Here is a 20,473-nt window from a genome sequence, read left to right as displayed (position 1 = left end):
ATGAACAGCATCCTCATCATCGCCCACTCACCGTTCGCACACGCGCTGCGGCAGTGTGCGCTGCATGTGTTTCCCGATTGCGAGCAGGCCATCGTCGCGCTCGACGTGCTGCCCAACGTGTCGCCCGAAGAAACGCTGGCGGCCGCGCGCATCACGCTTGCGCAGCAGCTGCACACGCCGCGCTCGCAGGTGCTGGTGCTGGCAGACGTGTTCGGCGCCACGCCCTGCAACGTGGCGCAGAAGCTGGTGGACGGCGTCCGGTCGCGGCTGGTGGCGGGGGTCAATCTTCCGATGCTGCTGCGCGCCGTCACCTACCGGCATGAGCCTCTGGAGACGCTGGTGCAGCGCGCCCTCGCGGGCGGCACCGCGGGCGTCATGCAGGTGGCGGTGGCGGCTCCCCAGAATCAGGCGAAAAGAAAGCACAGTGATCAAGAAATCCGTGACCATCAGCAATAAGCTGGGCCTGCACGCACGCGCATCGGCCAAGCTGACCAAGCTCGCAGGCAGCTTTCCCTGCGAGGTGTGGCTCTCCCGCGGCGACCGTCGCATCAATGCCAAGAGCATCATGGGCGTGATGATGCTGGCCGCCGGCATCGGCTCGACCGTCGAGCTCGAGACCAACGGTGCGCAGGAAGAAGAAGCGATGAACGCCATCGTCCAGCTCATGGACGACAAGTTCGGCGAAGGCGAGTAAGGACCGTCCCATGACCTTCGCAGTCCACGGCCTCCCTGTCGCCCGTGGCATTGCCATCGGGCGCGCAGTGATGGTGGTGTCGAGCCGCATCGACGTGGCCCACTACTTCATCAAGCCCGAAGAGATCGAGACCGAGATCGACCGTGTGCGCACCGCGCGAAACGCGGTGGCCGACGAGCTCGCCAAGCTGCAGGCCAACGTCGCGCTGATGGGCCCCAACGACGCGCCGCACGAACTCGCGGCGCTGCTCGAGGTGCACCAGATGCTGCTGCAGGACGAGGCCTTGAGCGGCGGCGTCAAGCACTGGATCAGCGAGCGGCTCTACAACGCCGAATGGGCGCTGACCACGCAGCTCGAAATCATTGCGCGTCAGTTCGACGAGATGGAGGACGAGTACCTGCGCGAGCGCAAGGCCGACCTCGAACAGGTGGTCGAGCGCCTGCTGCATCGCATGAAGGGCACGGCCGCCGTGCTGGCACCGAGCCCGCCGCGCCGCAAGCGCGCCGCCGCCTCGGACGACGACAACGACGACCCCACCGCGGGCGACGGCATCGACGTGCCGCTGGTGCTCATCGCACACGACCTCTCGCCGGCCGACATGCTGCAGTTCAAGAAGAGCGTGTTCGCCGGCTTCGTCACCGACGTCGGCGGGCGCACCTCGCACACCGCCATCGTCGCGCGCAGCATGGACATCCCGGCCGTGGTCGGCGCGCGCACCGCGAGCCAGCTGGTGCGCCAGGACGACTGGGTCATCATCGACGGCGACGCCGGCGTGGTGATCGTCGATCCGTCTCCGATCATCCTGGCCGAGTACGGCTTCAAGCAGCGCCAGGGCGATCTCGAACGCGGCCGGCTCGCGCGTCTGCGCCACAAGCCGGCCATCACGCTCGACGGCCAGCGCGTCGAGCTGCTCGCCAACATCGAGATGCCCGAAGACACCGTGGGCGCAGTCAAGGCCGGCGCCGTGGGCGTGGGCCTGTTCCGCAGCGAATTCCTCTTCATGGGCCGCGAGTCGACCACGCGCCAGACCCGCCTGCCCGACGAAGAAGAGCAGTACCAGGCCTACAAGCGCGCGGTCGAGGGCATGCAGGGCATGCCCGTCACCATCCGCACCATCGACGTGGGGGCAGACAAGCCGCTCGACAGCAAGTCGGCCAACAAGCAGGAGCACCTGAACCCCGCGCTCGGCCTGCGCGCCATTCGCTGGAGCCTGGCCGACCCGGCGATGTTCCTCACGCAGCTGCGCGCCATCCTGCGCGCGGCGGCGCACGGCGAAATCCACCTGCTGATCCCCATGCTCGCGCACGCGAGCGAGATCCGCCAGACGCTGTCGCTGATCGACTTCGCGCGCACCGAGCTCGACAACCGCGGCGCGGTGCATGGCCCGGTGAAGCTCGGCGCCATGATCGAGATTCCCGCGGCTGCGCTCACGCTGCGCATCTTCCTGAAGCACTTCGACTTCCTGTCGATCGGCACCAACGACCTGATCCAGTACACGCTGGCCATCGACCGCGCCGACGAATCGGTGGCGCACCTCTACGACCCTGCGCACCCGGCGGTGCTGCGCCTGGTGGCCGACACCATCGCCGAGTGCCGTCGCCAGGGCAAGGGCGTGGCCGTGTGCGGCGAGATGGCGGGCGACGTGGCCTTCACGCGCCTGTTGCTGGGCCTGGGCCTGCGCAGCTTCTCGATGCACCCCTCGCGCATTCTTGCGGTCAAGCAGGAAGTGCTGCGCGCCGACACCAGCAAGCTCGAGGCATGGGCCAAGAGCGTGCTCGAGTCCGACGACCCTGCCGCCATGATGGCGGGTTGAGCGTACTTTTCACTCACCCTGGCGGGTGGGTGAAAAGAAACGATACACGCCGAAACTGCGGCGAAAGGACTTGCGGGAACCCCGCAAGCACGATCAGGCCTCCTCTTCCAACCCTGAAAGAAAGGCCTGCATCATGAAATCTCTCTCCCTGACCCAGATCATCGCCGTCGGCTCCTTCGCCATGCTCGCAGCAGCCGGCGCCAAGGCTGAAAGCTACGAGGGCGTACAGCCCGCCGTGTCGGCCAAGAGCCGCGCCGACGTCAGCGCCGAAGCCGTGAGCACCGCATCGGCACCCAACCAGAACGTGGTGCGCGGTTCGCGCGGCGCCGAGACCATGGCCGTGTCGACCGAGCGCGGTCGCATCGTCGCCGAAGCCGTGCGCGCCACCGCTGCGCCCGACCAGAACGTGTCGGCCAGCTCGCGCGTGAACAGCCAGGTCATCTCGACGATGCAGAACCCCGTCGACGCGCGCGCCTCGGCTGCCAACGCCAAGAGCAGCCGCCTGTAAGCCGTCTGGTTCGCCTCCACGCGCGTCGCAATAAAACGAAACACGCCGCAACCGCAGCGAGAGGACTTGGCCCGGTGCAGATCGCACCATGGAGCTTCCTCCTCACAGACAACACAAGGAATCACCATGAAGTACTGGATCAAACGAACTCTCTTCGGTTTTGCGGGCGCCGCGATGGTTGCCGGCAGCATCGCCGGCTGTGCCGGTCAACGGCACGGCTGGGGCGGTGGCGACAGCGCCGAGTTCCGCGCGAAGATGATCGAGCGCGTGGGCAGCAAGCTCGAACTCGACGCCAACCAGAAGCAGAAGCTCACCGTGCTGGCCGAGAAGCTGCAGGCGCAGCGCGAAGCGATGCGTGGCGCCGGCGGCTCGGGCGACCCACGCTCGCAGTTCAAGGCGCTGTTCGCGGGCAACAAGCTCGACCAGGCCGGCGCCACGCGCCTGGTCGAAGAGAAGACCGCCGCAGTGCGCAACGGCAGCCCCGAGATCATTGCCGCAGCCGCCGACTTCTACGACAACCTGAACGCCGCGCAGCAGCAGAAGGTGCGTGACTTCATGGACCGAGGTGGCCGCCGCTGGAGCCATCGTGGATAGGCTCCACTCAACCCCAGGCTTCGCGCACTTCGTGTCGCTTCGCCTTCCCCCTCTCCGGGGGCGACAGCTGTGGACCGGCGAAGCCGGCTCCACCGTATCTCCCGAACAGGCAGCGGCAGCCGGCGGGGTGCGTGCGCTGCTGCGGGTCGAAGGCGCGGTGGTGCTCGGCGTGGCACTCGCTGCCTACGCCCAGTTCGGCGCGGGCTGGGGCGTGTTCGCGCTCTGGCTGCTCGCGCCCGATCTCTCGCTGCTGGGCTACCTCGCGGGGCCGCGCGTGGGTGCGGCGCTCTACAACGTTGCGCATTCTTACGTCGGTCCGGTGCTGCTGCTGGCGCTCGGCGTGCTTGGGGCCATGCCGTGGGCGGTGGCTGGCAGCCTGATCTGGTTGGTCCACATCGGCTTCGATCGCGCGCTCGGCTACGGGCTCAAGTACGCGGCGGGCTTTGCCGCCACGCACCTGGGCCGCATCGGAAAGGCCGATCCATGGTGAGCGAACGCGGCACAGTCCCCGTCATGCGCCCGCAGGCCGCACGCGCATGGATGCTGACCGAGGCGCTCGCGCTCGGCCTCGCATCGATGGTGCACGCCGGCCGCATCGTGCCGGGCTATGCGCATGGGCACGCCCGCATCGCCGAAGCGGTGATCGCCACCGTGCTGGTGCTCGCCACGGTCGAGACCTGGCTGCGCCCCGAGGACGCGCGCCGCGCCGCCATCTTCGGCCAGGGCTTCGCGTTGCTGGGCACGCTGGTCGGGCTCGGCACCATCGTGGCGGGCATCGGTCCGCGCACCGTGCCCGACGTGGTCTACCACGCGCTTTTGCTCTCACTCCTCGTGACGGGCCTGACCTGGGCGGTGCGATGCCGGCAGGTTTGATGGTCAGCGAGGTCATCCGCCATTTCCTTGCCAGGAGGCACAATCCCGCCATGCCGCGCATCCTGCTGATCGACGACGACGAACACCTCGCCGCGCCGCTGACTACCTACTTCGCACGCTTCGGCTGCACGCTCGAGAGCGCCGTGCGCCCGAGCGAAGGCCTCGCCAAGCTGCGCGCCGGCACCTACGACGCGGCCATCCTCGACGTCATGCTGCCCGAGATGGACGGCTTCGCGCTGTGCCGCGAGATCCGCAAGGAAAGCGACATTCCCATCGTCATGCTCACCGCCCGCGGCGAAGTGATGGACCGCGTGGTCGGCCTCGAACTCGGCGCCGACGACTACGTGCCCAAGCCCTTCGAGCCGCGCGAGCTGGTGGCGCGCGTGCAGACCATCCTGCGCCGCCAGCGCAGCGTGCCGCAGGCGGTGATCAACGGCACGCAGCACCGCGTGTTCGACGGCTTGTCGATCGACCTCGACCGGCGCCAGGTGCTGCGCCATGGCGAGCGCGTGGAGCTCACGGGCACCGAGTTCGAACTGCTGGCGCTGCTGGCCGCCGAACCCGGCAAGGTGTTCAGCCGCGACGACATCCTCAACCGCCTGCGCGGTCACGAGGCCGAGCTCTACACCCGCGCGGTCGACATCGTGGTGAGCCGCCTGCGCAAGAAGCTCGAGCCGCTGGACTGCATCAAGACGCTGCGCAACGCCGGCTATGCGCTTGCCGTGGCACGCAGCGAGCCTGCATGAGCGCAGCGCCGGGCCGCCCCAAGCAAGCTCGCACCGCAGCGCGAAGCGCGAAGGTATTTCAATGAGTCTCGGCCGTCGGGAATCCCGCAGGATGAGGTGGCGCAGCGAGGAGTGCCGCGACGAGCAATCGCGCGAGGACTGGCATGCGAAGTGGCATGCGCGCTGGAACGAGAAGGTGCAGGGCAAGCGCCGCTGGCGCCGCTCGCTGCGTGTTCGGCTGGTGCTGATGTTCGTGGTGCTGGCCATGGTGATGGCGGCGGTGTTCATGGGCGGCATGAAGAAGGCCTTTTCCACCGGCTGGGCCGAAGCCGCCAAGCCGATGCTGACCGACTACGCCGACCGCCTGGTCTCGGAGATCGGCACGCCGCCCGACGTGGCGCGCGCACAGGCGCTGGTGGCGCGGCTGCCCATCACCATCCGCATCGTCGGACCCAAGGTCAACTGGGATTCCAACCCCGGCGGCGCGAACAGCCCCGGCGGCTGGATGCACGACCGCGAAGACGTGTTCGGTGGCGACAAGTGGTTCATCCGCCCCACGGCCGACGGCCACCGCGTGATCTTCGGCTGGGCGCCCAAGCTCTGGCAGCTGGCGCCGCGTGCCACCGGCTGGGCCACGCTCGGCGTGCTGCTGTCGTGCGTGCTGCTGGGCTATGCCTACGTGAGCCGGTTGCTGCGGCCGCTGATCGACATTCGCGAAGGCGCGCAGCGCTTCGGCCGTGGCGAGTTCACGCAGCCCATTCCGGTGCGCCGCAACGACGACCTCGGCGACCTTGCCGAACGCATCAACACCATGGCCGACGACATCCAGGCCATGCTCGACGCCAAGCGCGGTCTGCTGCTCGCCCTGAGCCACGAACTGCGCTCGCCGCTCACGCGCGCCCGGCTCAATGCCGAACTGCTGCCGATCACGCCCGAAGGCCAGGCCGAGCGCGAGGCGCTGCTGCGCGACCTCAACGAGATGCGCGACCTCATCAGCGACCTGCTCGAAAGCGAACGCCTCGCGAGCCCGCACGTGGCGCTGCAGCGCGAACCGGTCGACCTGGCGGCGCTGATCCGCGAGATCGTGGCCGAGATGCCCGGTGCGCAGAACGTGCACCTCGACCTGGCCGAAGGCCTGCCGCCGCATGCCGTCGACCGCATGCGCATCCGCCTGCTGGTGCGCAACCTGCTGGACAACGCCCTGCGCTACAGCGCCGACGCGCCGCGGCCGCCGTGCGTGTCGCTGCGCGCGGTGCTCGACGGCAGGAAGCAGGGCATCGAGATCGAGGTGCGCGACCACGGCCCTGGCGTGGACGACGAGCAACTCGAACGGCTGACCGAGCCCTTCTACCGCACCGACGGCGCACGGGCGCGCGCCACCGGCGGCGTCGGCCTCGGCATGTACCTGTGCCGGCTGATCGCCGAGGCGCACGGCGGCGAGCTGACGGTGCGCAACGCCGGGCCGGGGCTGCAGATCATCGTCAGGCTGGCCTGAGGCAAGGCGGCCCGGCGGGGGCGCTGTCACCTGCGCTACCAGCCCGCCCGCAGGCCACGGCTACGATGCGCCTCCGTGCCAGCGTCCGGCATTCAAGGTCAAGGAGACACCATGAGCAGCTCACTCACCAACCACCAGGTTCGCCTCGCCAAACGCCCCGAGGGCACGGCCACCCGCGAAAACTGGAAATTCACCACCGAACCCGTCGGCGAGCCGGCCGAGGGCGGCGTGCTGGTCAAGACGCTGTCTCTGTCGCTCGACCCCGCCATGCGTGGCTGGCTCAACGACGCCAAGAGCTACATCCCGCCCGTGGGCATCGACGAAGTGATGCGCGCCGGCGGCGTCGGCCGCGTCATTGCCTCCAAGAACCCGCAGTTCGCGGTGGGCGACACCGTATACGGCACGCTGGGCGTGCAGGAATACATCCTGATCCCCGAAGACCAGGTCAAGCGCAACGGCCTGGTCAAGATCGACCTGCGCGTGGGCACCATCACCCAGTGGCTCAACGTGCTGGGCATGCCCGGCATGACCGGCTACTTCGGCCTGATGGACGTGGGCATGCCCAAGGCCGGCGAGACGGTGGTGGTTTCCGGCGCGGCCGGCGCCGTGGGCCAGACCGTGGGCCAGCTGGCCAAGATCAAGGGCTGCCGCGTGGTCGGCATCGCCGGCGGCGCCGCCAAGTGCGACTGGGTCGTGAAGGAGCTGGGCTTCGACGCCTGCATCGACTACAAGGCCGGCGCAGGCGCGGTGCGCGAAGGCCTCAAGACCCACTGCCCGAAGAGCGTGGACATCTACTTCGACAACGTCGGCGGCGAAATCCTCGACATGGTGCTGGCGCGGCTCGCGCGCAAGGCCCGCATCATCATCTGCGGCGCCATCAGCCAGTACAACAACGCCAACAGCATGCCCGCGGCCGGCCCCAAGAACTACCTGAGCCTGCTGGTGAACCGCGCGCGCATGGAAGGCATCGTGGTGTTCGACTACGCCGACCGCTATCACATCGCCATCGCCGAGATGGCCGGCTACCTGAAAGACGGGCGCATGAAGAGCAAGGAAGACATCGTGAAGGGCCTGGACACCTTCCCCGAGTCGCTCAACAAGCTCTTTGCCGGAGAAAACTTCGGCAAGCTGGTGCTGCAGGTGGCGCAAGCCTGAAAAAGAAGCAAAAGGCGCTTTTTCAGCTTTCGTCGGGCCGCATAGGAATGTCGCCCATCGCCTCGTCTTCGCGAAGGCCCCGCGCGGCCTTCAGCAGCTCGATCGACATGCCGTCGCCGTGGCCGGCGAAACCCCTGGCGATGCCTTCGAGCACCGTCGACAGGCCGGTGTCGCCGTCGCCGCGCGCGTCCATGCTGATGTTGAGCACCCGGGCCGCCATCTGGCGGTAGGTGACGGCGCCCGCACCCTCCAGCGCGGCCACCAGGTCGAGGTACAGCGCCAGGTTCAGGTCGAACACCAGCTTGGGCGTGATCTCGAAATCCCTGTTCTTGTCGTCCATGTGGGTTGGCTCCTTTATTCCTGAGCCTCCACTCTAGCCAGAAAAGAAGACGCCGAGCCGTCGGATACAGCCTGATTCTGCGCAAGTCAGCGCGCGCGCGTGCCCATGACCGCCGCCGAGACGATGAGCCAGGCCGCCACGGCGATGGTCCAGGTGAGCGGCCGGCCGGTGACGAGCAGCAGCAGCGCGGTCGAGCCCAGCGGCGTGAGGTAGCTCAGGATGCCGATCTGCCGCGCGTCGCCGCGCTTGAGCGCGATGTCCCACACGAAAAAAGCCGCGCCCAGCGGGCCGAGGCCGCAGAGCACGAGCAGCAGCCAGTCCCGGCCCGACAGCGCCACCGAGGGTTCGAGCACCACATGGCAGGCCAGCGAGAGCACACCCGAGACCAGCCCGAACAGGCCGATCGCCGAGGTCGGGAAGGCCGCCACGCGCTTCGTCCAGAGCGAATAGCTCGCCCAGACGAAGGCCGAGCCCAACGCCGGCACGAAGCCCCAGTACTCCTGCGCTCCCGTTGCCGCCGCGCCGCCGCCGCGCGCGCCGAGGATCGCGATCGCCGCGCCCGCGAACCCCAGCAGGGCAGCCACCACGTGCAGCGGCCGCAGCGACATGCCCGGCAGCAGCACCGGCGCCAGCACCACCATCAGCAGCGGCCACAGGTAGTTGACGAGGTTGGCTTCGACCGGTGGCGCATGCCGCAGCGCGATGAACAGCAGGAAGTGAAAGCCGAACAGCCCGTAGATGCCCAGTGCCAGCGTGCGCGGCGGCACCCGCCAGGCCGAGCGGTCGCGCAGCACCAGTGGCCAGCTCGGCACGCTGCCGATGATCAGCGCAAGGCCGGTCAGGAGAAATGGCGGCAGATGCGACAGCGCAGTGCCGAGCGAGGCGAGCGTGGCCCAGAGCGCGATGGCCAGCAGGGCGTAGACGGTGGACGACATGGGCCGCAAGGCTAAGCGACGCGGTCGTCGCGCAATGACGGTCCGTCGTCGCGCAACGACGGTCTTGCGCCGGGGAAGGCGCAGTCAGCGGCGCAGTGCGGCTGTGAGTGCGGAGGGCGACCGGTAGCCCGTGCGGCGCGCCGTCTCAGCCACGCTCATGCCGCCCAGCCGCAGCTCACGCGCATGCGCCAGCCGCAGCGAGCGCAGCCAGTGCATCGCGCTCACGCCCTGCTCGTCGCGGCAGCGCTGCGCGAACTGGCTTGGGCTCAGGCAGGCGACATCGGCCAGGTCGGCGACGCTCAACGGCTCGTGCCAGCGGGCCCGGGCCCAGTCGGCGAGCAGGGGCCAGTCGATACGACGCCGGCGCGAATCGGCAGATGCCGGCGTCGGGCTCCAGGCCTCCAGCAACAGCGCGGGGCCATGCTGCAAGGCCAGGACCGAGGCCTGCGGCTGCCTCATGCATTGCGCCAGGTAGCGCGCCAGCGCGTGCAGTTGCGGCGCGTCGGGCGGTGCACGCTCGGCGCAGCGGGCCCATGCCGGTTGCGTGGTGTCGAGCACCAGGCACAGGCTGCCGTGCTTGCGCGCGCTGAAGTCGTGCCGGTCGCCCGGGGCGACCACCTGCGCCTCGCCCGCGCCGATGTCGGCGCCCCGGCCTTCCACTTCGATCTCCAGCACGCCGTCGAGGCCGATCAGCACCTGGAAGTGGTCGTGCGCGTGGCTGCCATGCGAGTGGCCGTAGTCGCGCAGGGCGAGTTCATGGTGGGGCGACGGGGAGGAACCGAGGACAGGCATGGGCTGTCATGGATTGTCCGCGCAGCGCCCCGGCAATGCCACAGGCAGCATCAGCTTCCGTCGACGTCCTGCAGCGCCTGCCCGTTGACCCGCACCGCTTCGACCACGCGCCCCTGGCCCGTCGCCAGCGGCTGTGAGCGGCCCTCGGCCCGCACCTTGTCGCCGACCTTCAGCGCCAGCCGCGCGAGGCCGTCGGGCTTTGTGTGGACGAAGTCGCCGGTGTCCAGCACCACGCCGTTGGCCTGTCCGTGGCGCGCGTAGTTGAAGCGGACTACCGTGCCGTCGATGCGTTCACCGGTGTCCACCTGCCGCGGCGCCTTGCCGTCGACCGAGGCCAGCCGCTCGAAGCGGTAGACCGTGTGTTCGGTTTCGCCTTTGGGCGAGGGGTCTTGTTCGATGCCCTCGATCACCAGCGCCTGGCCGGCCTGCAGGCCGGCAAACGCGGGCGCAGCGCATTCGTCGTGGCGATCGAACACGAACTGCGTGGGCACGCCGTCGGTGTCGATCAGCACGCCTTCGATGTGGCCCTTGGGGCTGTAGACCAGGTGCTGGAAGCGGCCTTCGACCGACCAGACGTCGAGGGTGTCGTGAGGATGTGGCATGGGATGTCCTTTGTCAGTATGTTTGTGAAGCAGAAAGCGCGATCAACCGAGCCGCAGCAGCACCGCCGATGCCGCGCACACGATCAGAAAGGGAATGCCGATGCGATGGAACTCGCGCAACCCGTGCGGCACCTTGGCCAGCCGCAGCGCGATGAGATTGGCCAGCGAGCCCAGCACGCAGCCGAAGCCGCCCACGCTCACGCCCGCCGCCAGCGCGGGCAGGTCGTGCACGTAACGGTCCAGCAGGATGGTGGCCGGCACGTTGCTGATGAACTGCGAGGTGACGATGGCCGCAAGATACGCACGCCAGCCCTCGGCAATCGGCCACTGGCCCATCAGCGAAGCCACGGCCGGCAGTTCCGCCAGCTGTCGCAGGTCGACGAACATCAGCGCGATGATCGCCAGCAGCGCCCAGTCGACGCCCAGCAGCACGCGGCGCTGGAACAGCAGGTAGGCGACGAACACCACCGCCAGGCCAGCCAGCAGCCAGTGCCGGTCGAGCGCGACGACGAAACCCACGAACAGCACGCCCGACAGCGCCAGCAGCCTCGGCTGCACCGGTGAGGCCTCGGCCGCCGGCTTGAGCGCAATGGCCGTGCGCGGCACCAGCAGCCACACGGCCACGAACAGCCAGAACAGCATGACCAGCACGGTGGGCGCCATCATCAGCATGAAGCCGCCGAAGCTTTCGCCGGTGCGGTGCCACAGGTACAGGTTCTGCGGGTTGCCGATGGGCGTGAGCGCGGAGCCCGCGTTCACCGCCAGGGCCTGGAGCACCACCAGCCGCGCCAGCGGCAGGTGCGCCTGCGTGGCCAGCACGCGCGTCAGAGGTACCAGCAGGAACAGGCTCACGTCGTTGGTGACCAGTGCCGACAGCACGGCGGCCGTGGCGGTGAGCAGCAGCGCCAGTTGGCGCAGATTGGTGGTGCGCGCCAGCAGCCGCTGGGCGGCCGACTGCAGCATGCCGCTCTTTTCCACGCCCTGCGTGATGGCGAGCAGCCCGGCCAGGGCCCCCACAGTCTGCCAGTCGATCAGCTTGAGCCAGTCCATCGGCGCGCGCGGGCGCACGAAGGCGAACAGCACCGCCACCGCCACCAGCACCCAGAGCAGGCCGTTTCCGCCGCCTTCGTGGGTTGCGGGAGCGTCGGCCCCGGAAGCGGCGGACGAGGAGGAAGATGCCAGGGTCGGCACGGTGTCTTTGGTCATGGAGCGGCGGTGGTCAGTGCGGAGGCGGCCGGCGCGTTCGCCATCGAACGGCGCCGGTCGCGAGTTTCCGGCATTGCGAGCGCAAACAGCGTCAGCGCAGCGGCCGCGATGCCCGCCAGCATCACGAAGGCCGTGCCATAGCCGGCCAGGTGCGCGACCGTGCCCGCCACCAGGTTGCTGAGCGCCGCGCCAAGCCCCACGCAGGCCGCGCCGATGCCCAGCGCGAAGTTGAAGTGCCCGCTGCCGCGCGTGATGTCGCCGATCATCAAGGTCAGCATCACGCCGAAGATGCCCGCGCCGATGCCGTCCAGCACCTGCAGCGACAGCAGCGCGGCCGGGCTGTCGGCCAGCAGGTACAGCAGCCCGCGCACCGGCAGCACCGCGAAGCCGGCCAGGAAGATGGGTTTGCGCGCCAGCCGCGGCGCCCAGCGCCCGACCGCCAGGGCAATCGGAATGGTGACCAGCTGCGTGACGATCACGCCGCCCGACAGCCACAGCGTGGCCGAGGTGCCGGCCTGCGTGCCGACCTTCTGCGCCACCAGCGTGAGCATGGCGGCGTTGGCCAGGTGGAACAGGAAGGCGCAGACCAGCAGCACGATGAAACGGTGGTCGTACCAGCGTGCGGTGGAACGCGGTGCGTCGGCCTCCTCGTGATCGGCATCGGCGCCGCGCGCCAGCCGTGGATCGACGTCGCGCTTGCGGATCAGCATGGCCGCCGCGATGGTCGGCAGCGCCATCGCCACCGCGTAGAAGAACATGGCATGCGGCCCGAACGCGTGGCCCGCCCAGCCGGTGCCCAGCGCCCACAGCACCGTGCCGGCCGCTGTGATTGCGGCGTTGCGGCCGACGCGCGCATCCAGCCCGGCGCGACCCACCATGCCCAGGCTGACGGCCGCGATGGCCGGCGCCACCAGCGTGCCCGCAGCGCCGATGAGCGACTGGCCCGCCAGGATCACGCCGTAGCCCGGCCAGTTCGCCATGACCACCAGGCACACCGCGATGAGCGAAATGGCTCCCGCAATCCAGCGCGGCTTGTGCCGTGCGCTGTCGATCAGCGCACCGGCCGGCGCCTGCACCAGCAGCCCGACCAGCGCCGAGACGAACATCACGGTGCCAATGCGCTGCGGGTCCCAGGCCAGGGTGCCGGCCATGAAGACGATCAGGAACGGGCCGACGCCGCCCTGGATGTCGGGCGCGAAGAAGGCCAGTGCGTCGAGTGCGCGCAGGCTGCGGCGCGAAGGTGCGGCGGAGGAGGTCATGGCAGGCTGGACTGGAAGATCAGGACGCCGGCATCGGGGCCGGTGGCGCCATCAGCGGAGCGTATGGCGCGGGGCCGGTGCCCCTCGCGCCGCGGGGGCCGCCGGGGCCTCGGTGCGCAGGCACCAGCCCCGGGCCGCCGAACACCTCGCGCACCGTGTCCGCGGTCGGACCCATGCTGGTGGCCTGCAACGCCGTGCCCTGTGCGCCGCGCGTGCCCCAGCCGCGCGCATGGAACTGGGCGCCGGGCTGCAGTTGCGCGCCGTACATCGCGCCGATGTGCGGCGGAAAGCGTACGGTGGTCTTGTCCGCAAGCAGCACGCCGTGCACGTCGCCACGGTCGGTGTACAGCAGGCGATCGATGCGCCCGCCCGCCGACAGGGCAACGAGCGCGCCCGGCTCGCGCGGCGGCGGGGCCATGCCGGGCACCGGCGGCTCGTCGGTCACGCTGCGGCCGTTGGCGGCGAGCGACTGCATGCGCACCACCGGCACGCCGGGTGCGCGCCAGCCGCTGACCTGCACCGTATCGCCGGGCCTGAGTACCTGCATTACGGCGGCCGAGAGGTGCGGCGGAAATGCGACCTGCGTGCCGTCGGCCAGCAGCAGCCCGTCGGCCTCGCCGTTCGGGTTGAGCAGCCATTGCTGCGCGCGGCCGCTGGCGACCGTGCCCGCTGTCGGCACGGCGTGTGGCAGTGGCGCGGTGGCGCCGGGCCGCTGCGGGGGATCGGTCCGCCCGGTGGTGGGGGCGGCATCTGGGCGAAGGCGGCGCTGCCGGCCAGCAGGCAGGCGGCGGCGATGAAGGTGATGCGGGGTGTCATGGTCAGCTCCTTGTGTGGATGGATGCCCAAGGACATCTCACACAACGTGCCAGCGCATGAATCCTTTTAAATCAACGACTTGCGTGCGTCCGGCGGCTTGCTGCCGCATGATCCGGAGACACCGGGTGTCCGGTTTGCGGACACCTGCGGCTCATTCGAGCCCGTACTGCGCCAGCTTGCGATACAGCAGTTGCCGGTGAATGCCCAGCCGGCGTGCCGCTTCGGCGCGGTTGCCCTGTGTCTGCGCGAGCGCGTGGGCGATCAGCAGGCGCTCGAGCTTCTCGACGGCGGCTGGCAGTTCGCCCTCGAGCCAGTCGGCGGGCAGCGTGGCGGGGGCTTCGCCGGGAGCTGCGGCACCGAGCGCGAGGTCCAGGTCCGCGCCGCCGATCACGCGATGCCGCACCAGCGCCTGGCAGCGCTCCATCACGTTGCGCAGCTCCCGCACGTTGCCCGGCCACGGGTGGCTCAGCAGCCACTGCGCCGCCTCGGCCGACAGCGCCTTGGGCACGGCATCGGGCGCACCTTGCAAGGCGGCGCGGCGCAGGAAGTGCTCCGCCAGCGGAATGATGTCGGCCAGTCGCTCGCGCAGCGGCGGCATGCGGATCGACAGCACATCGAGCCGGTACAGCAGGTCTTCCCGGAAGCGTCCTTCGCGCACGGCGGCGGCCAGGTCGCGGTGCGTGGCAGCGACCACGCGCACGTCGACCTTCACCGTCTTGTGGCTGCCCAGCGGCGTGACCTCGCCCTCCTGCAGCGCGCGCAAAATCTTGGCCTGCACGTCCAGCGCCATGTCGCCGATCTCGTCGAGCAGCAGCACGCCGCCGTCGGCCGCGCGAAAGCACCCGGGCCGATCGCCGGTGGCGCCGGTGAAGGCGCCGCGCACGTGGCCGAAGAGTTCGCTTTCGAGCAGTTCCTTCGGAATGGCCGAGCAGTTGACGGCCACGAAAGGGCGTTCGGCGCGGGCCGAGTAGCGGTGCAGGGCGCGCGCCACCATTTCCTTGCCGGTGCCTGTCTCGCCGAGCACCAGCACCGGCATCGCGTTGGCGGCGGCCAGGCCGATGCGCTTGTGCACCTCGCGCATCGCCTGGCTCGGGCCGATCAGGTCGGTGTCGTCGTCCCCGGTGTTGCTGGCGGACGGCGAGGCTGCCGTGTGCCGCTGCAACGCGCGTTCCAGCACCTCGCGCACCGCCTCGCGGCTGATCGGCTTGGCCAGGTGGTCGAAGGCACCCAGCCGCATCGCCTCGATGGTGTTGCCCGCGCTCGAGAACGCGGTGAGCACGATCACCGGCGGCAGCCGCGCCATGCGCGCCTGCAGGGCCGCAAGCGTCTGCAGGCCATCCATGCCGGGCATGCGGTGGTCGAGGAACACGGCGTCGAAGCGCTCGCGCGACAGCGTCTCGATGGCCTCGTTGCCGCTGGCGACGGCGACCGTCTCGTGGCCCAGGCCCTGAAGCGTTTCGGCCAGCGTGTCGCGGAAGGCGTCGTCGTCGTCGACGATCAGGAGGTGCGCCATGGAAGTTCCAGTTCGAAGCGGGTGCCCGGTGTCAGCGGCACGTGATGCAAGTCACCGCCGTGCGCCAGCGCCACCTCGCGCGCCAGCGCCAGGCCCAGCCCGGTGCCGTCGGCGCGGCCGGTGGCGAAGGGCTCGAACAGGCTGGCCTGCAGCGATTCGGGCACGCCGGGGCCGTCGTCGTCCACGCGGATGGCCAGCGTGTGCGCTTCGGGCTGCAGGGCCGAGAGCACGACGTGGCCGCTGCGCGGCGCATGGCGCACCGCGTTGTCGAGCAGGTTGTCGACCGCGCGCGCCAGGTGCACCGGGTCGAACACGGCGCTGGCGGGCCTGTCGTGCTGCAGCGTGACCTGCACGCCGGCGGCATCGGCCTTGGGCGCCACGGCGGCCACACGCTCGTCGAGCCAGCGGTGCAGCTCCACTTTTACCGGAGCCAGCGTCACCGGCTGCACGAGCGCAAGAAGGCTCTGCACCAGCCCATCGAGCCGGTCGATCTGCCCGACGATCACGCGCAGTGCCTCGCCCTGCTTCTCGGGCGTGGCGGCCAGCGCGTTCTCGGCCTTCAGCCGCATGGTGGCGATGGGGTTGCGGATCTCGTGTGCGATGCCGCCCGTCATGCGGCCCAGCGCGGCCAGGCGCTGGTCGCGGCTGCGCTGCTGGGCGGCCGCGCGCAGGTGGGCGCGAGCCTCCTCGAAGCGCTGGCGGTAGTGGTTGAAGCCGTCGACGATGCGGTCGAGCTCGCGCACGCCGGTGCGAGGCAGCTCCGGCATGGCGCCGCCGTCGGCATCGGCCTGCGCCAGCCGGTTTTCCAGGCGTTGCACGTGGCGCAGTCCGCGCAGCAGGATGAAGCCCAGCCACAGGCCCGAAGCCAGCACCAGCAGCAGCAACACGCCCAGCCCGGTGCGCAGGCTGTCCTGCGCAGCCAGCGCACCGCCGTTGGTGCGGGTCATGGTCCAGGCCGCCAGGTCGTTGCCCGGCGCCGCCAGCGGACAGGCCGCGACGATCAGCGCCTCGCGGCTGCCGCGCACCACGTCGGTCTGCGGCTGTTGCGTGCGGGCCGCAAGCTGCGCCATTTCGGCGATCAGCGGCTGCTCGGCGGCAGGCACGTCGCGCTTCACGCCGCTGCCTTCGTAGGTGGGGTAGGCGTAGGCCAGTTGGCCGCCGCTGGCCTGCCACACGCCGCCTTCGACGTGCGGCGCCTCGACCAGCACCAGCTGCAGCAGCACTTGCAGCAGGTCGACCTGGGGTTGTGCGGGGGCGGGCGCGGTGGCCGACCTGGCATAGCGCGCGGCAATGGCCCGGCACGACTGCTCGGTGGCCGTGCGCCCCGCCGCCACCTGCGCCCCCGCACTGCTGCGGTACAGCGTCAGCATCACCACGGCCAGCGCGGCACACATGCCGAACAACAGCACCCAGAAGAACAGCAACTGACCGCGCAGGGATTTCATCTGGCGCGATCCTGCTCCGCCTTCGGGCTGCTGCGCATCAGCCGTGGTCACGTTCACGCAGTTCGCGCTTGAGCACCTTGCCGATGGCGCTGCGAGGCAGCTCGTCGATGAAGCTCAGCCGCGCCAGGCGCTGCGTCTTGCCGAGCTGGGCGTTGGTCCATTGCAGCAGCGCGTCTTCGCTCGTGGCGTCGCCCTCGCGGCGCACCACGAAGGCCACCGGCGTCTCGCCCCATTGCTCCGACGGTACGCCGACCACGGCCACATCGGCCACCGCCGCATGGCCGCGCAGCACGGCCTCGAGGTCGCTCGGGTAGATGTTGAAGCCGCCGCTGATGATCATGTCCTTCTTGCGGTCGAACAGCGTGAGGAAGCCGTCGGCGTCGAAGCGGCCCACGTCGCCGGTGCGGATGAAGCGCTTGCCGCTGGCGTCGAACCACTCGGCCTCGCGTGTCTTCTCCGGCTGGCGGTGGTAGCCGGTCATCATGCCGCCCGAGTGGCCCACCACCTCGCCGGCCACCTCGGTGTTGCCGCGCGGCAGCTCGTTGCCTTCCTCGTCGATCAGGCGGATGTCGCTGCCCTCGGCGGGCTGGCCCACCGTGTGCAGCTTGGTCGGGTGCAGGTGCGCTTCCAGGATGCAGGTGCCGCCGCCCTCGGTCATCCCGTAGAACTCGATCAGCCCGCCGGGCCAGCGCTTGAGCACGTCGGCCTTGAGCGCGGCGTTGAAGGGCGCGCTGGTGCTGAACTTGAACTTGTAGGAGGACAGGTCGTGCTCGTCGAAGCGCGGGTGCGCCATCAGCCGCTGGTACTGCACCGGCACGAGCATGGTGTGCGTCACGCGGCGCTTCTCGGCCAGCTGCAGATAGCCGAGCGCGTCGAACTTGGGCATCAGCACCACGCAGCCGCCGAAAGCCAGCGTGGGGAAGAACACCACCAGCGTGGTGTTGGAGTAGAGCGGCGTCGACAGCAGCGTGACGGTGTCGGTGCTGTATTCGTACCTGGCGCCGCGCTGCACGTGGGACCAGCGCATGCCGTGGCCCTGCACGATGCCCTTGGGCTCGCCGGTGGTGCCCGACGAATAGATGATGTTGAATGCCCACGCGGGCTGCACCTCGACGGCCTCGGGCTGCGAACCGGCCGGCGCCAGCCAGCCTTCGATGTCGCGGCCGACCTGCGAGCCGTCGAACGCGACGCGCGGAATGCCGCCTTCCTTCGCGGGGCCGATCACTTCGGCGGCCGAGGCATCGCTGAACAGGATGCGCGCGTCGGCGTCCTCGATCATGCGGGCCAGGCTGGCGGGCGTGGAGCCGGGCGCCAGCGGGGCCACCGCGACGCCCGCGCGCAGCGCGCCCAGGAACACGGCTGCGTAGTTCACCGACGACGAGGCGCAGATGGCAATGGCGTCGCCCGCCTTGAGCCCGTCGCGCTGCAGGCTGGCCGCGACGCGGTCCATCAGCGCGTCGAGCGCGCGGTAGTCCAGCGTGCGCGTGGCATCCGCCAGCGCGGCGTGATCGGGGGTGTGTTGTGCGTGGAGGCGAACCAGATCGGCAATGGCGCCGAAACTGCGTTCCATAGAGGCTTGAACAGCGGGGTGCATGGGAGAGTCAGTCCTTCATCTTGGCCAGCCGGCAGGATAGCGGACCTGTCGCGCGTGGCCAGCGCCTGGGCGACGCCTGCCGGTGCAGGACACAGCGCCGTCAGTTGCCGATCAGGAAGGCGGGGCCACGATGCCCGACCACCAAGGAGCTCACCATGGGTTTACTCGACATCCTCCAGCAGGCCATCGGCAACAACAGCAACAACCCCGAGGCCCACATCGACCAGGTCGCGCAGCACGCCTCGCCCGGCGAACTTGGCGCGGGGCTCGCCGCGGCCATGCGCTCGGACCAGACGCCGCCTTTCGGCGACACGGTCGGCAAGCTGTTCGGCCAGTCGTCGCCCACGCAGCAGGCTGGCGTACTCAACCAGATCCTGGCCACGCTGGGCCCGGCCGCCGCCTCGGCGCTGGCCGGCGGCGTGCTCGGGCGCGTGCTGCAGCCGGGGCAGACGCAGGTCACGCCCGACCAGGCCTCGCAGCTGTCGCCCGCGCAGGTGACCGAGATCGCCACGCACGCCGAGCAGCAGCATGCCGGCGTCATCGACGAGGTGAGCCAGTTCTACGCGCAGCACTCGGGGTTGATCAAGACGCTGGGCGGCGCGGCCATTGCCATCGCGCTGGCGAAGATGAAAGAGAACGCCACGCGCGGCTGAAAGACTCCGGGTCGATCAGCGTGCCGACGCCGTGGTCTCGGCCCGCACCGTGTCCCCGCCGCCCATCACCTTGTAGAGCGTGATGCGGTTGCTCTGCTCCGACAGCCGCAGGCCGATCAGCGTCTGCTGCGCCGTGTAAAGCGAGCGCTGCGCGTCCAGCACTTCGAGAAAGCTGTAGCTGCCGCTGCGGTAGAGCGCGTTCGACAGCGTGTAGCTCTTCTGCGTGGCATCGACCAGCGATTGCTGCGCCGCAATCTGCTCGCCGATCGAGCCGCGCGTGGCCAGCGCATCGGCCACTTCCTTGAACGCGGTCTGCACCGTCTTCTCGTAGGTGGCGAGGTCGATCTCGCGCTGCGCCTTCGCCGAGTCGAGGCTGGCGCGGTTGCTGCCGGCGTTGAAGATCGGCAGGCTGACCGATGGCGCGAAGCTCCAGGTGCTGTTGCCGCCCTTGAACAGGCCTGACAGCGCCGTGCTCGACGAGCCCGAGCTCGCGGTCAGCGAGATCGTCGGGAAGAAGGCCGCGCGCGCCGCGCCGATGTCGGCGTTCGAGCCCTGCAGCGTGTGCTCGGCGGCCAGTACGTCGGGCCGCTGCTGCAGCAGCGTCGAAGGCAGCCCCGCGGGCACGTCGACCAGCGCGCTGGCCGTGGCCATGTCTGCGGCCGGCAGCAGGTCGCCGGGCACGGTGGCGCCGGCCAGCAGGTCCAGCGCGTTGCGGTCGAGCGCCACCTGCGCGGTGTAGCTGGCCACGTCCACGCGCGCCGAATCAACGGTCGTCTGCGCCTGGGCCAGCGACAGCGCCGAGCTGGCGCCCAGTTCATGCATGCGGGCGGTCAGCGCATACGTGCGCTGCTGGCTGGCCAGCGTGTCCTGCGCGAGCTTCAGTCGTTCGTTGTCCGCGGCCAGCGTGAGCCAGGCCGAGGCGACTTCCGCCACCAGGCTGATCTGCGTGCTGCGGGTCGTGGCCTCGGTCGACAGGTAGCTCTGCAACGCCGCCTCGTTGAGGTTGCGCACGCGGCCGAACAGGTCGAGCTCGTAGCTGCTGAAGCCCAGCGACGCGCTGTACGTCGAGCCGATGGACGATTCGCCGCTGCTGCTTGTTGCCGCCGAGGTGCGCGCGCGGGTGGCACCCGCCGTGGCCGAGACGCTGGGGAACAGCTCGGCGCGCTGCACGCCGTACTGCGCGCGCGCCTTCTCGATGTTCTGCACCGCCACGCGCAGGTCGCGGTTGTTGGTCAGCGCGAGCGCGATGGTGCGGCGCAGCCGGTCGTCGGTGATGAAGCTCTGCCAGCCGGTGGTGGCGGAGACGGTTGCGTCCTTGGCCTCCTTCGCACCCGTGGAGGCCGGCCAGGTAGCGGGCACCGGCGCTTCGGGCCGCGAGTACACGGGCGCGAGGTTGACGCAGCCGGCCAGCAGCGCGGCCGTGATGAGAGCGGAGAGTCTGAAATGAATTCGGGTCATGGC

General features: G+C 69.8%; 22 protein-coding genes. 11 read left to right on the top strand and 11 right to left on the bottom strand.

Translation table 11 applies throughout. The annotated features are described in order from the left end of the window. The 10 genes from BLW48_RS27205 (at position 1) to BLW48_RS27160 (ending at position 7,857) form a co-directional block, all read left to right on the top strand. Positions 1-456: a PTS sugar transporter subunit IIA gene (locus BLW48_RS27205; protein WP_093057764.1), complete on the top strand. Its 456-nt coding sequence runs from the start codon at positions 1-3 to the stop codon at positions 454-456. Further along, on the top strand, positions 425-694 hold the full coding sequence (locus tag BLW48_RS27200; RefSeq protein ID WP_093057763.1) for an HPr family phosphocarrier protein: 270 nt from the start codon (positions 425-427) through the stop codon (positions 692-694). The genes BLW48_RS27205 and BLW48_RS27200 overlap by 32 nt, the downstream gene beginning before the upstream one ends. Positions 695-704: 10 nt before the next feature. After that, positions 705-2,507 carry a phosphoenolpyruvate--protein phosphotransferase gene (gene ptsP / locus BLW48_RS27195; protein ID WP_093178543.1) on the top strand — a complete coding sequence of 601 codons (1,803 nt, stop codon included), beginning with the start codon at positions 705-707 and terminating at the stop codon, positions 2,505-2,507. A 133-nt stretch (positions 2,508-2,640) separates the two neighbouring features. Next, positions 2,641-3,015 carry a DUF4148 domain-containing protein gene (locus BLW48_RS27190; protein WP_093057761.1) on the top strand — a complete coding sequence of 125 codons (375 nt, stop codon included), beginning with the start codon at positions 2,641-2,643 and terminating at the stop codon, positions 3,013-3,015. A gap of 126 nt (positions 3,016-3,141) precedes the next feature. Then, positions 3,142-3,609 carry a Spy/CpxP family protein refolding chaperone gene (locus BLW48_RS27185; RefSeq protein ID WP_093057760.1) on the top strand — a complete coding sequence of 156 codons (468 nt, stop codon included), beginning with the start codon at positions 3,142-3,144 and terminating at the stop codon, positions 3,607-3,609. 31 nt (positions 3,610-3,640) lie between these two features. Beyond that, a complete protein-coding gene (locus BLW48_RS27180) occupies positions 3,641-4,099 on the top strand; it encodes a DUF4260 domain-containing protein (protein ID WP_256330947.1) in 459 nt (152 codons plus the stop codon). Further along, complete coding sequence (locus BLW48_RS27175; RefSeq protein WP_093079069.1) at positions 4,093-4,482, top strand: hypothetical protein; 390 nt, start codon at positions 4,093-4,095, stop codon at positions 4,480-4,482. Before BLW48_RS27180 ends, BLW48_RS27175 begins: the two co-directional genes overlap by 7 nt. Before the next feature lie 50 nt (positions 4,483-4,532). Beyond that, positions 4,533-5,228 carry a response regulator transcription factor gene (locus tag BLW48_RS27170; RefSeq protein ID WP_176928901.1) on the top strand — a complete coding sequence of 232 codons (696 nt, stop codon included), beginning with the start codon at positions 4,533-4,535 and terminating at the stop codon, positions 5,226-5,228. A gap of 91 nt (positions 5,229-5,319) precedes the next feature. Continuing rightward, on the top strand, positions 5,320-6,702 hold the full coding sequence (locus BLW48_RS27165; RefSeq protein ID WP_093178540.1) for a HAMP domain-containing sensor histidine kinase: 1,383 nt from the start codon (positions 5,320-5,322) through the stop codon (positions 6,700-6,702). A 111-nt stretch (positions 6,703-6,813) separates the two neighbouring features. Next, positions 6,814-7,857 (top strand): NADP-dependent oxidoreductase, encoded by a 1,044-nt coding sequence (locus BLW48_RS27160; RefSeq protein WP_093178539.1) that lies wholly within the window; start codon positions 6,814-6,816, stop codon positions 7,855-7,857. A gap of 22 nt (positions 7,858-7,879) precedes the next feature. On the opposite strand, the gene BLW48_RS27155 is transcribed toward BLW48_RS27160, so the two are convergent. From BLW48_RS27155 to BLW48_RS27110, 10 genes are all read right to left on the bottom strand, one after another. Further along, complete coding sequence (locus BLW48_RS27155) at positions 7,880-8,197, bottom strand: hypothetical protein (protein WP_093057754.1); 318 nt, start codon at positions 8,195-8,197, stop codon at positions 7,880-7,882. Between the two features lie 86 nt (positions 8,198-8,283). Next, complete coding sequence (locus BLW48_RS27150; protein ID WP_093178537.1) at positions 8,284-9,132, bottom strand: DMT family transporter; 849 nt, start codon at positions 9,130-9,132, stop codon at positions 8,284-8,286. Between the two features lie 84 nt (positions 9,133-9,216). After that, complete coding sequence (locus BLW48_RS27145) at positions 9,217-9,924, bottom strand: AraC family transcriptional regulator (protein ID WP_093178536.1); 708 nt, start codon at positions 9,922-9,924, stop codon at positions 9,217-9,219. A 50-nt stretch (positions 9,925-9,974) separates the two neighbouring features. Continuing rightward, entirely contained in the window at positions 9,975-10,526 is a 552-nt protein-coding gene (locus BLW48_RS27140; RefSeq protein WP_093178534.1) for a hypothetical protein, read from the bottom strand. Positions 10,527-10,568: 42 nt separating this feature from the next. Continuing rightward, positions 10,569-11,732: an SLC13 family permease gene (locus BLW48_RS27135; protein ID WP_177142419.1), complete on the bottom strand. Its 1,164-nt coding sequence runs from the start codon at positions 11,730-11,732 to the stop codon at positions 10,569-10,571. After that, the gene (locus BLW48_RS27130) at positions 11,729-12,991 is read right to left on the bottom strand and encodes an MFS transporter (RefSeq protein WP_093178533.1); all 1,263 of its coding nucleotides are present in this window, start codon (positions 12,989-12,991) and stop codon (positions 11,729-11,731) included. Before BLW48_RS27130 ends, BLW48_RS27135 begins: the two co-directional genes overlap by 4 nt. A gap of 19 nt (positions 12,992-13,010) precedes the next feature. Further along, the gene (locus BLW48_RS27125; RefSeq protein WP_256330946.1) at positions 13,011-13,670 is read right to left on the bottom strand and encodes a hypothetical protein; all 660 of its coding nucleotides are present in this window, start codon (positions 13,668-13,670) and stop codon (positions 13,011-13,013) included. A gap of 288 nt (positions 13,671-13,958) precedes the next feature. After that, the gene (locus BLW48_RS27120) at positions 13,959-15,320 is read right to left on the bottom strand and encodes a sigma-54-dependent transcriptional regulator (protein ID WP_093178531.1); all 1,362 of its coding nucleotides are present in this window, start codon (positions 15,318-15,320) and stop codon (positions 13,959-13,961) included. Further along, positions 15,305-16,765 (bottom strand): sensor histidine kinase, encoded by a 1,461-nt coding sequence (locus BLW48_RS27115; RefSeq protein ID WP_093178577.1) that lies wholly within the window; start codon positions 16,763-16,765, stop codon positions 15,305-15,307. Before BLW48_RS27115 ends, BLW48_RS27120 begins: the two co-directional genes overlap by 16 nt. Before the next feature lie 37 nt (positions 16,766-16,802). Then, on the bottom strand, positions 16,803-18,335 hold the full coding sequence (locus tag BLW48_RS27110) for a class I adenylate-forming enzyme family protein (RefSeq protein ID WP_093178530.1): 1,533 nt from the start codon (positions 18,333-18,335) through the stop codon (positions 16,803-16,805). A 179-nt stretch (positions 18,336-18,514) separates the two neighbouring features. On the opposite strand from BLW48_RS27110, the gene BLW48_RS27105 reads away from it, so the two are divergent. Then, positions 18,515-19,012 (top strand): hypothetical protein, encoded by a 498-nt coding sequence (locus BLW48_RS27105; protein WP_093079057.1) that lies wholly within the window; start codon positions 18,515-18,517, stop codon positions 19,010-19,012. Positions 19,013-19,027: 15 nt separating this feature from the next. Here the strand turns inward: BLW48_RS27105 and BLW48_RS27100 are convergent, their stop codons facing one another. After that, the gene (locus BLW48_RS27100) at positions 19,028-20,470 is read right to left on the bottom strand and encodes an efflux transporter outer membrane subunit (protein ID WP_093178528.1); all 1,443 of its coding nucleotides are present in this window, start codon (positions 20,468-20,470) and stop codon (positions 19,028-19,030) included. Positions 20,471-20,473 lie beyond the last annotated feature (3 nt).

Origin of the sequence: Variovorax sp. YR266, from assembly GCF_900107295.1 — a bacterium.
GTDB lineage: Bacteria > Pseudomonadota > Gammaproteobacteria > Burkholderiales > Burkholderiaceae_C > Variovorax.
This window is presented reverse-complemented; position numbering and strand designations above follow the sequence as displayed.

What these genes read in the sequence shown, in the direction of transcription:
- BLW48_RS27205 (WP_093057764.1), top strand. Translation starts at nt 1, where the DNA reads ATGAACAGCATCCTCATCATCGCCCACTCACCGTTCGCACACGCGCTG.
- ptsP (WP_093178543.1), top strand. Translation starts at nt 705, where the DNA reads ATGACCTTCGCAGTCCACGGCCTCCCTGTCGCCCGTGGCATTGCCATC.
- BLW48_RS27190 (WP_093057761.1), top strand. Translation starts at nt 2,641, where the DNA reads ATGAAATCTCTCTCCCTGACCCAGATCATCGCCGTCGGCTCCTTCGCC.
- BLW48_RS27185 (WP_093057760.1), top strand. Translation starts at nt 3,142, where the DNA reads ATGAAGTACTGGATCAAACGAACTCTCTTCGGTTTTGCGGGCGCCGCG.
- BLW48_RS27175 (WP_093079069.1), top strand. Translation starts at nt 4,093, where the DNA reads ATGGTGAGCGAACGCGGCACAGTCCCCGTCATGCGCCCGCAGGCCGCA.
- BLW48_RS27170 (WP_176928901.1), top strand. Translation starts at nt 4,533, where the DNA reads ATGCCGCGCATCCTGCTGATCGACGACGACGAACACCTCGCCGCGCCG.
- BLW48_RS27165 (WP_093178540.1), top strand. Translation starts at nt 5,320, where the DNA reads ATGAGGTGGCGCAGCGAGGAGTGCCGCGACGAGCAATCGCGCGAGGAC.
- BLW48_RS27160 (WP_093178539.1), top strand. Translation starts at nt 6,814, where the DNA reads ATGAGCAGCTCACTCACCAACCACCAGGTTCGCCTCGCCAAACGCCCC.
- BLW48_RS27155 (WP_093057754.1), bottom strand. Translation starts at nt 8,197, where the DNA reads ATGGACGACAAGAACAGGGATTTCGAGATCACGCCCAAGCTGGTGTTC.
- BLW48_RS27150 (WP_093178537.1), bottom strand. Translation starts at nt 9,132, where the DNA reads ATGTCGTCCACCGTCTACGCCCTGCTGGCCATCGCGCTCTGGGCCACG.
- BLW48_RS27145 (WP_093178536.1), bottom strand. Translation starts at nt 9,924, where the DNA reads ATGCCTGTCCTCGGTTCCTCCCCGTCGCCCCACCATGAACTCGCCCTG.
- BLW48_RS27140 (WP_093178534.1), bottom strand. Translation starts at nt 10,526, where the DNA reads ATGCCACATCCTCACGACACCCTCGACGTCTGGTCGGTCGAAGGCCGC.
- BLW48_RS27135 (WP_177142419.1), bottom strand. Translation starts at nt 11,732, where the DNA reads ATGACCAAAGACACCGTGCCGACCCTGGCATCTTCCTCCTCGTCCGCC.
- BLW48_RS27130 (WP_093178533.1), bottom strand. Translation starts at nt 12,991, where the DNA reads ATGACCTCCTCCGCCGCACCTTCGCGCCGCAGCCTGCGCGCACTCGAC.
- BLW48_RS27120 (WP_093178531.1), bottom strand. Translation starts at nt 15,320, where the DNA reads ATGGCGCACCTCCTGATCGTCGACGACGACGACGCCTTCCGCGACACG.
- BLW48_RS27115 (WP_093178577.1), bottom strand. Translation starts at nt 16,765, where the DNA reads ATGAAATCCCTGCGCGGTCAGTTGCTGTTCTTCTGGGTGCTGTTGTTC.
- BLW48_RS27110 (WP_093178530.1), bottom strand. Translation starts at nt 18,335, where the DNA reads ATGGAACGCAGTTTCGGCGCCATTGCCGATCTGGTTCGCCTCCACGCA.
- BLW48_RS27105 (WP_093079057.1), top strand. Translation starts at nt 18,515, where the DNA reads ATGGGTTTACTCGACATCCTCCAGCAGGCCATCGGCAACAACAGCAAC.
- BLW48_RS27100 (WP_093178528.1), bottom strand. Translation starts at nt 20,470, where the DNA reads ATGACCCGAATTCATTTCAGACTCTCCGCTCTCATCACGGCCGCGCTG.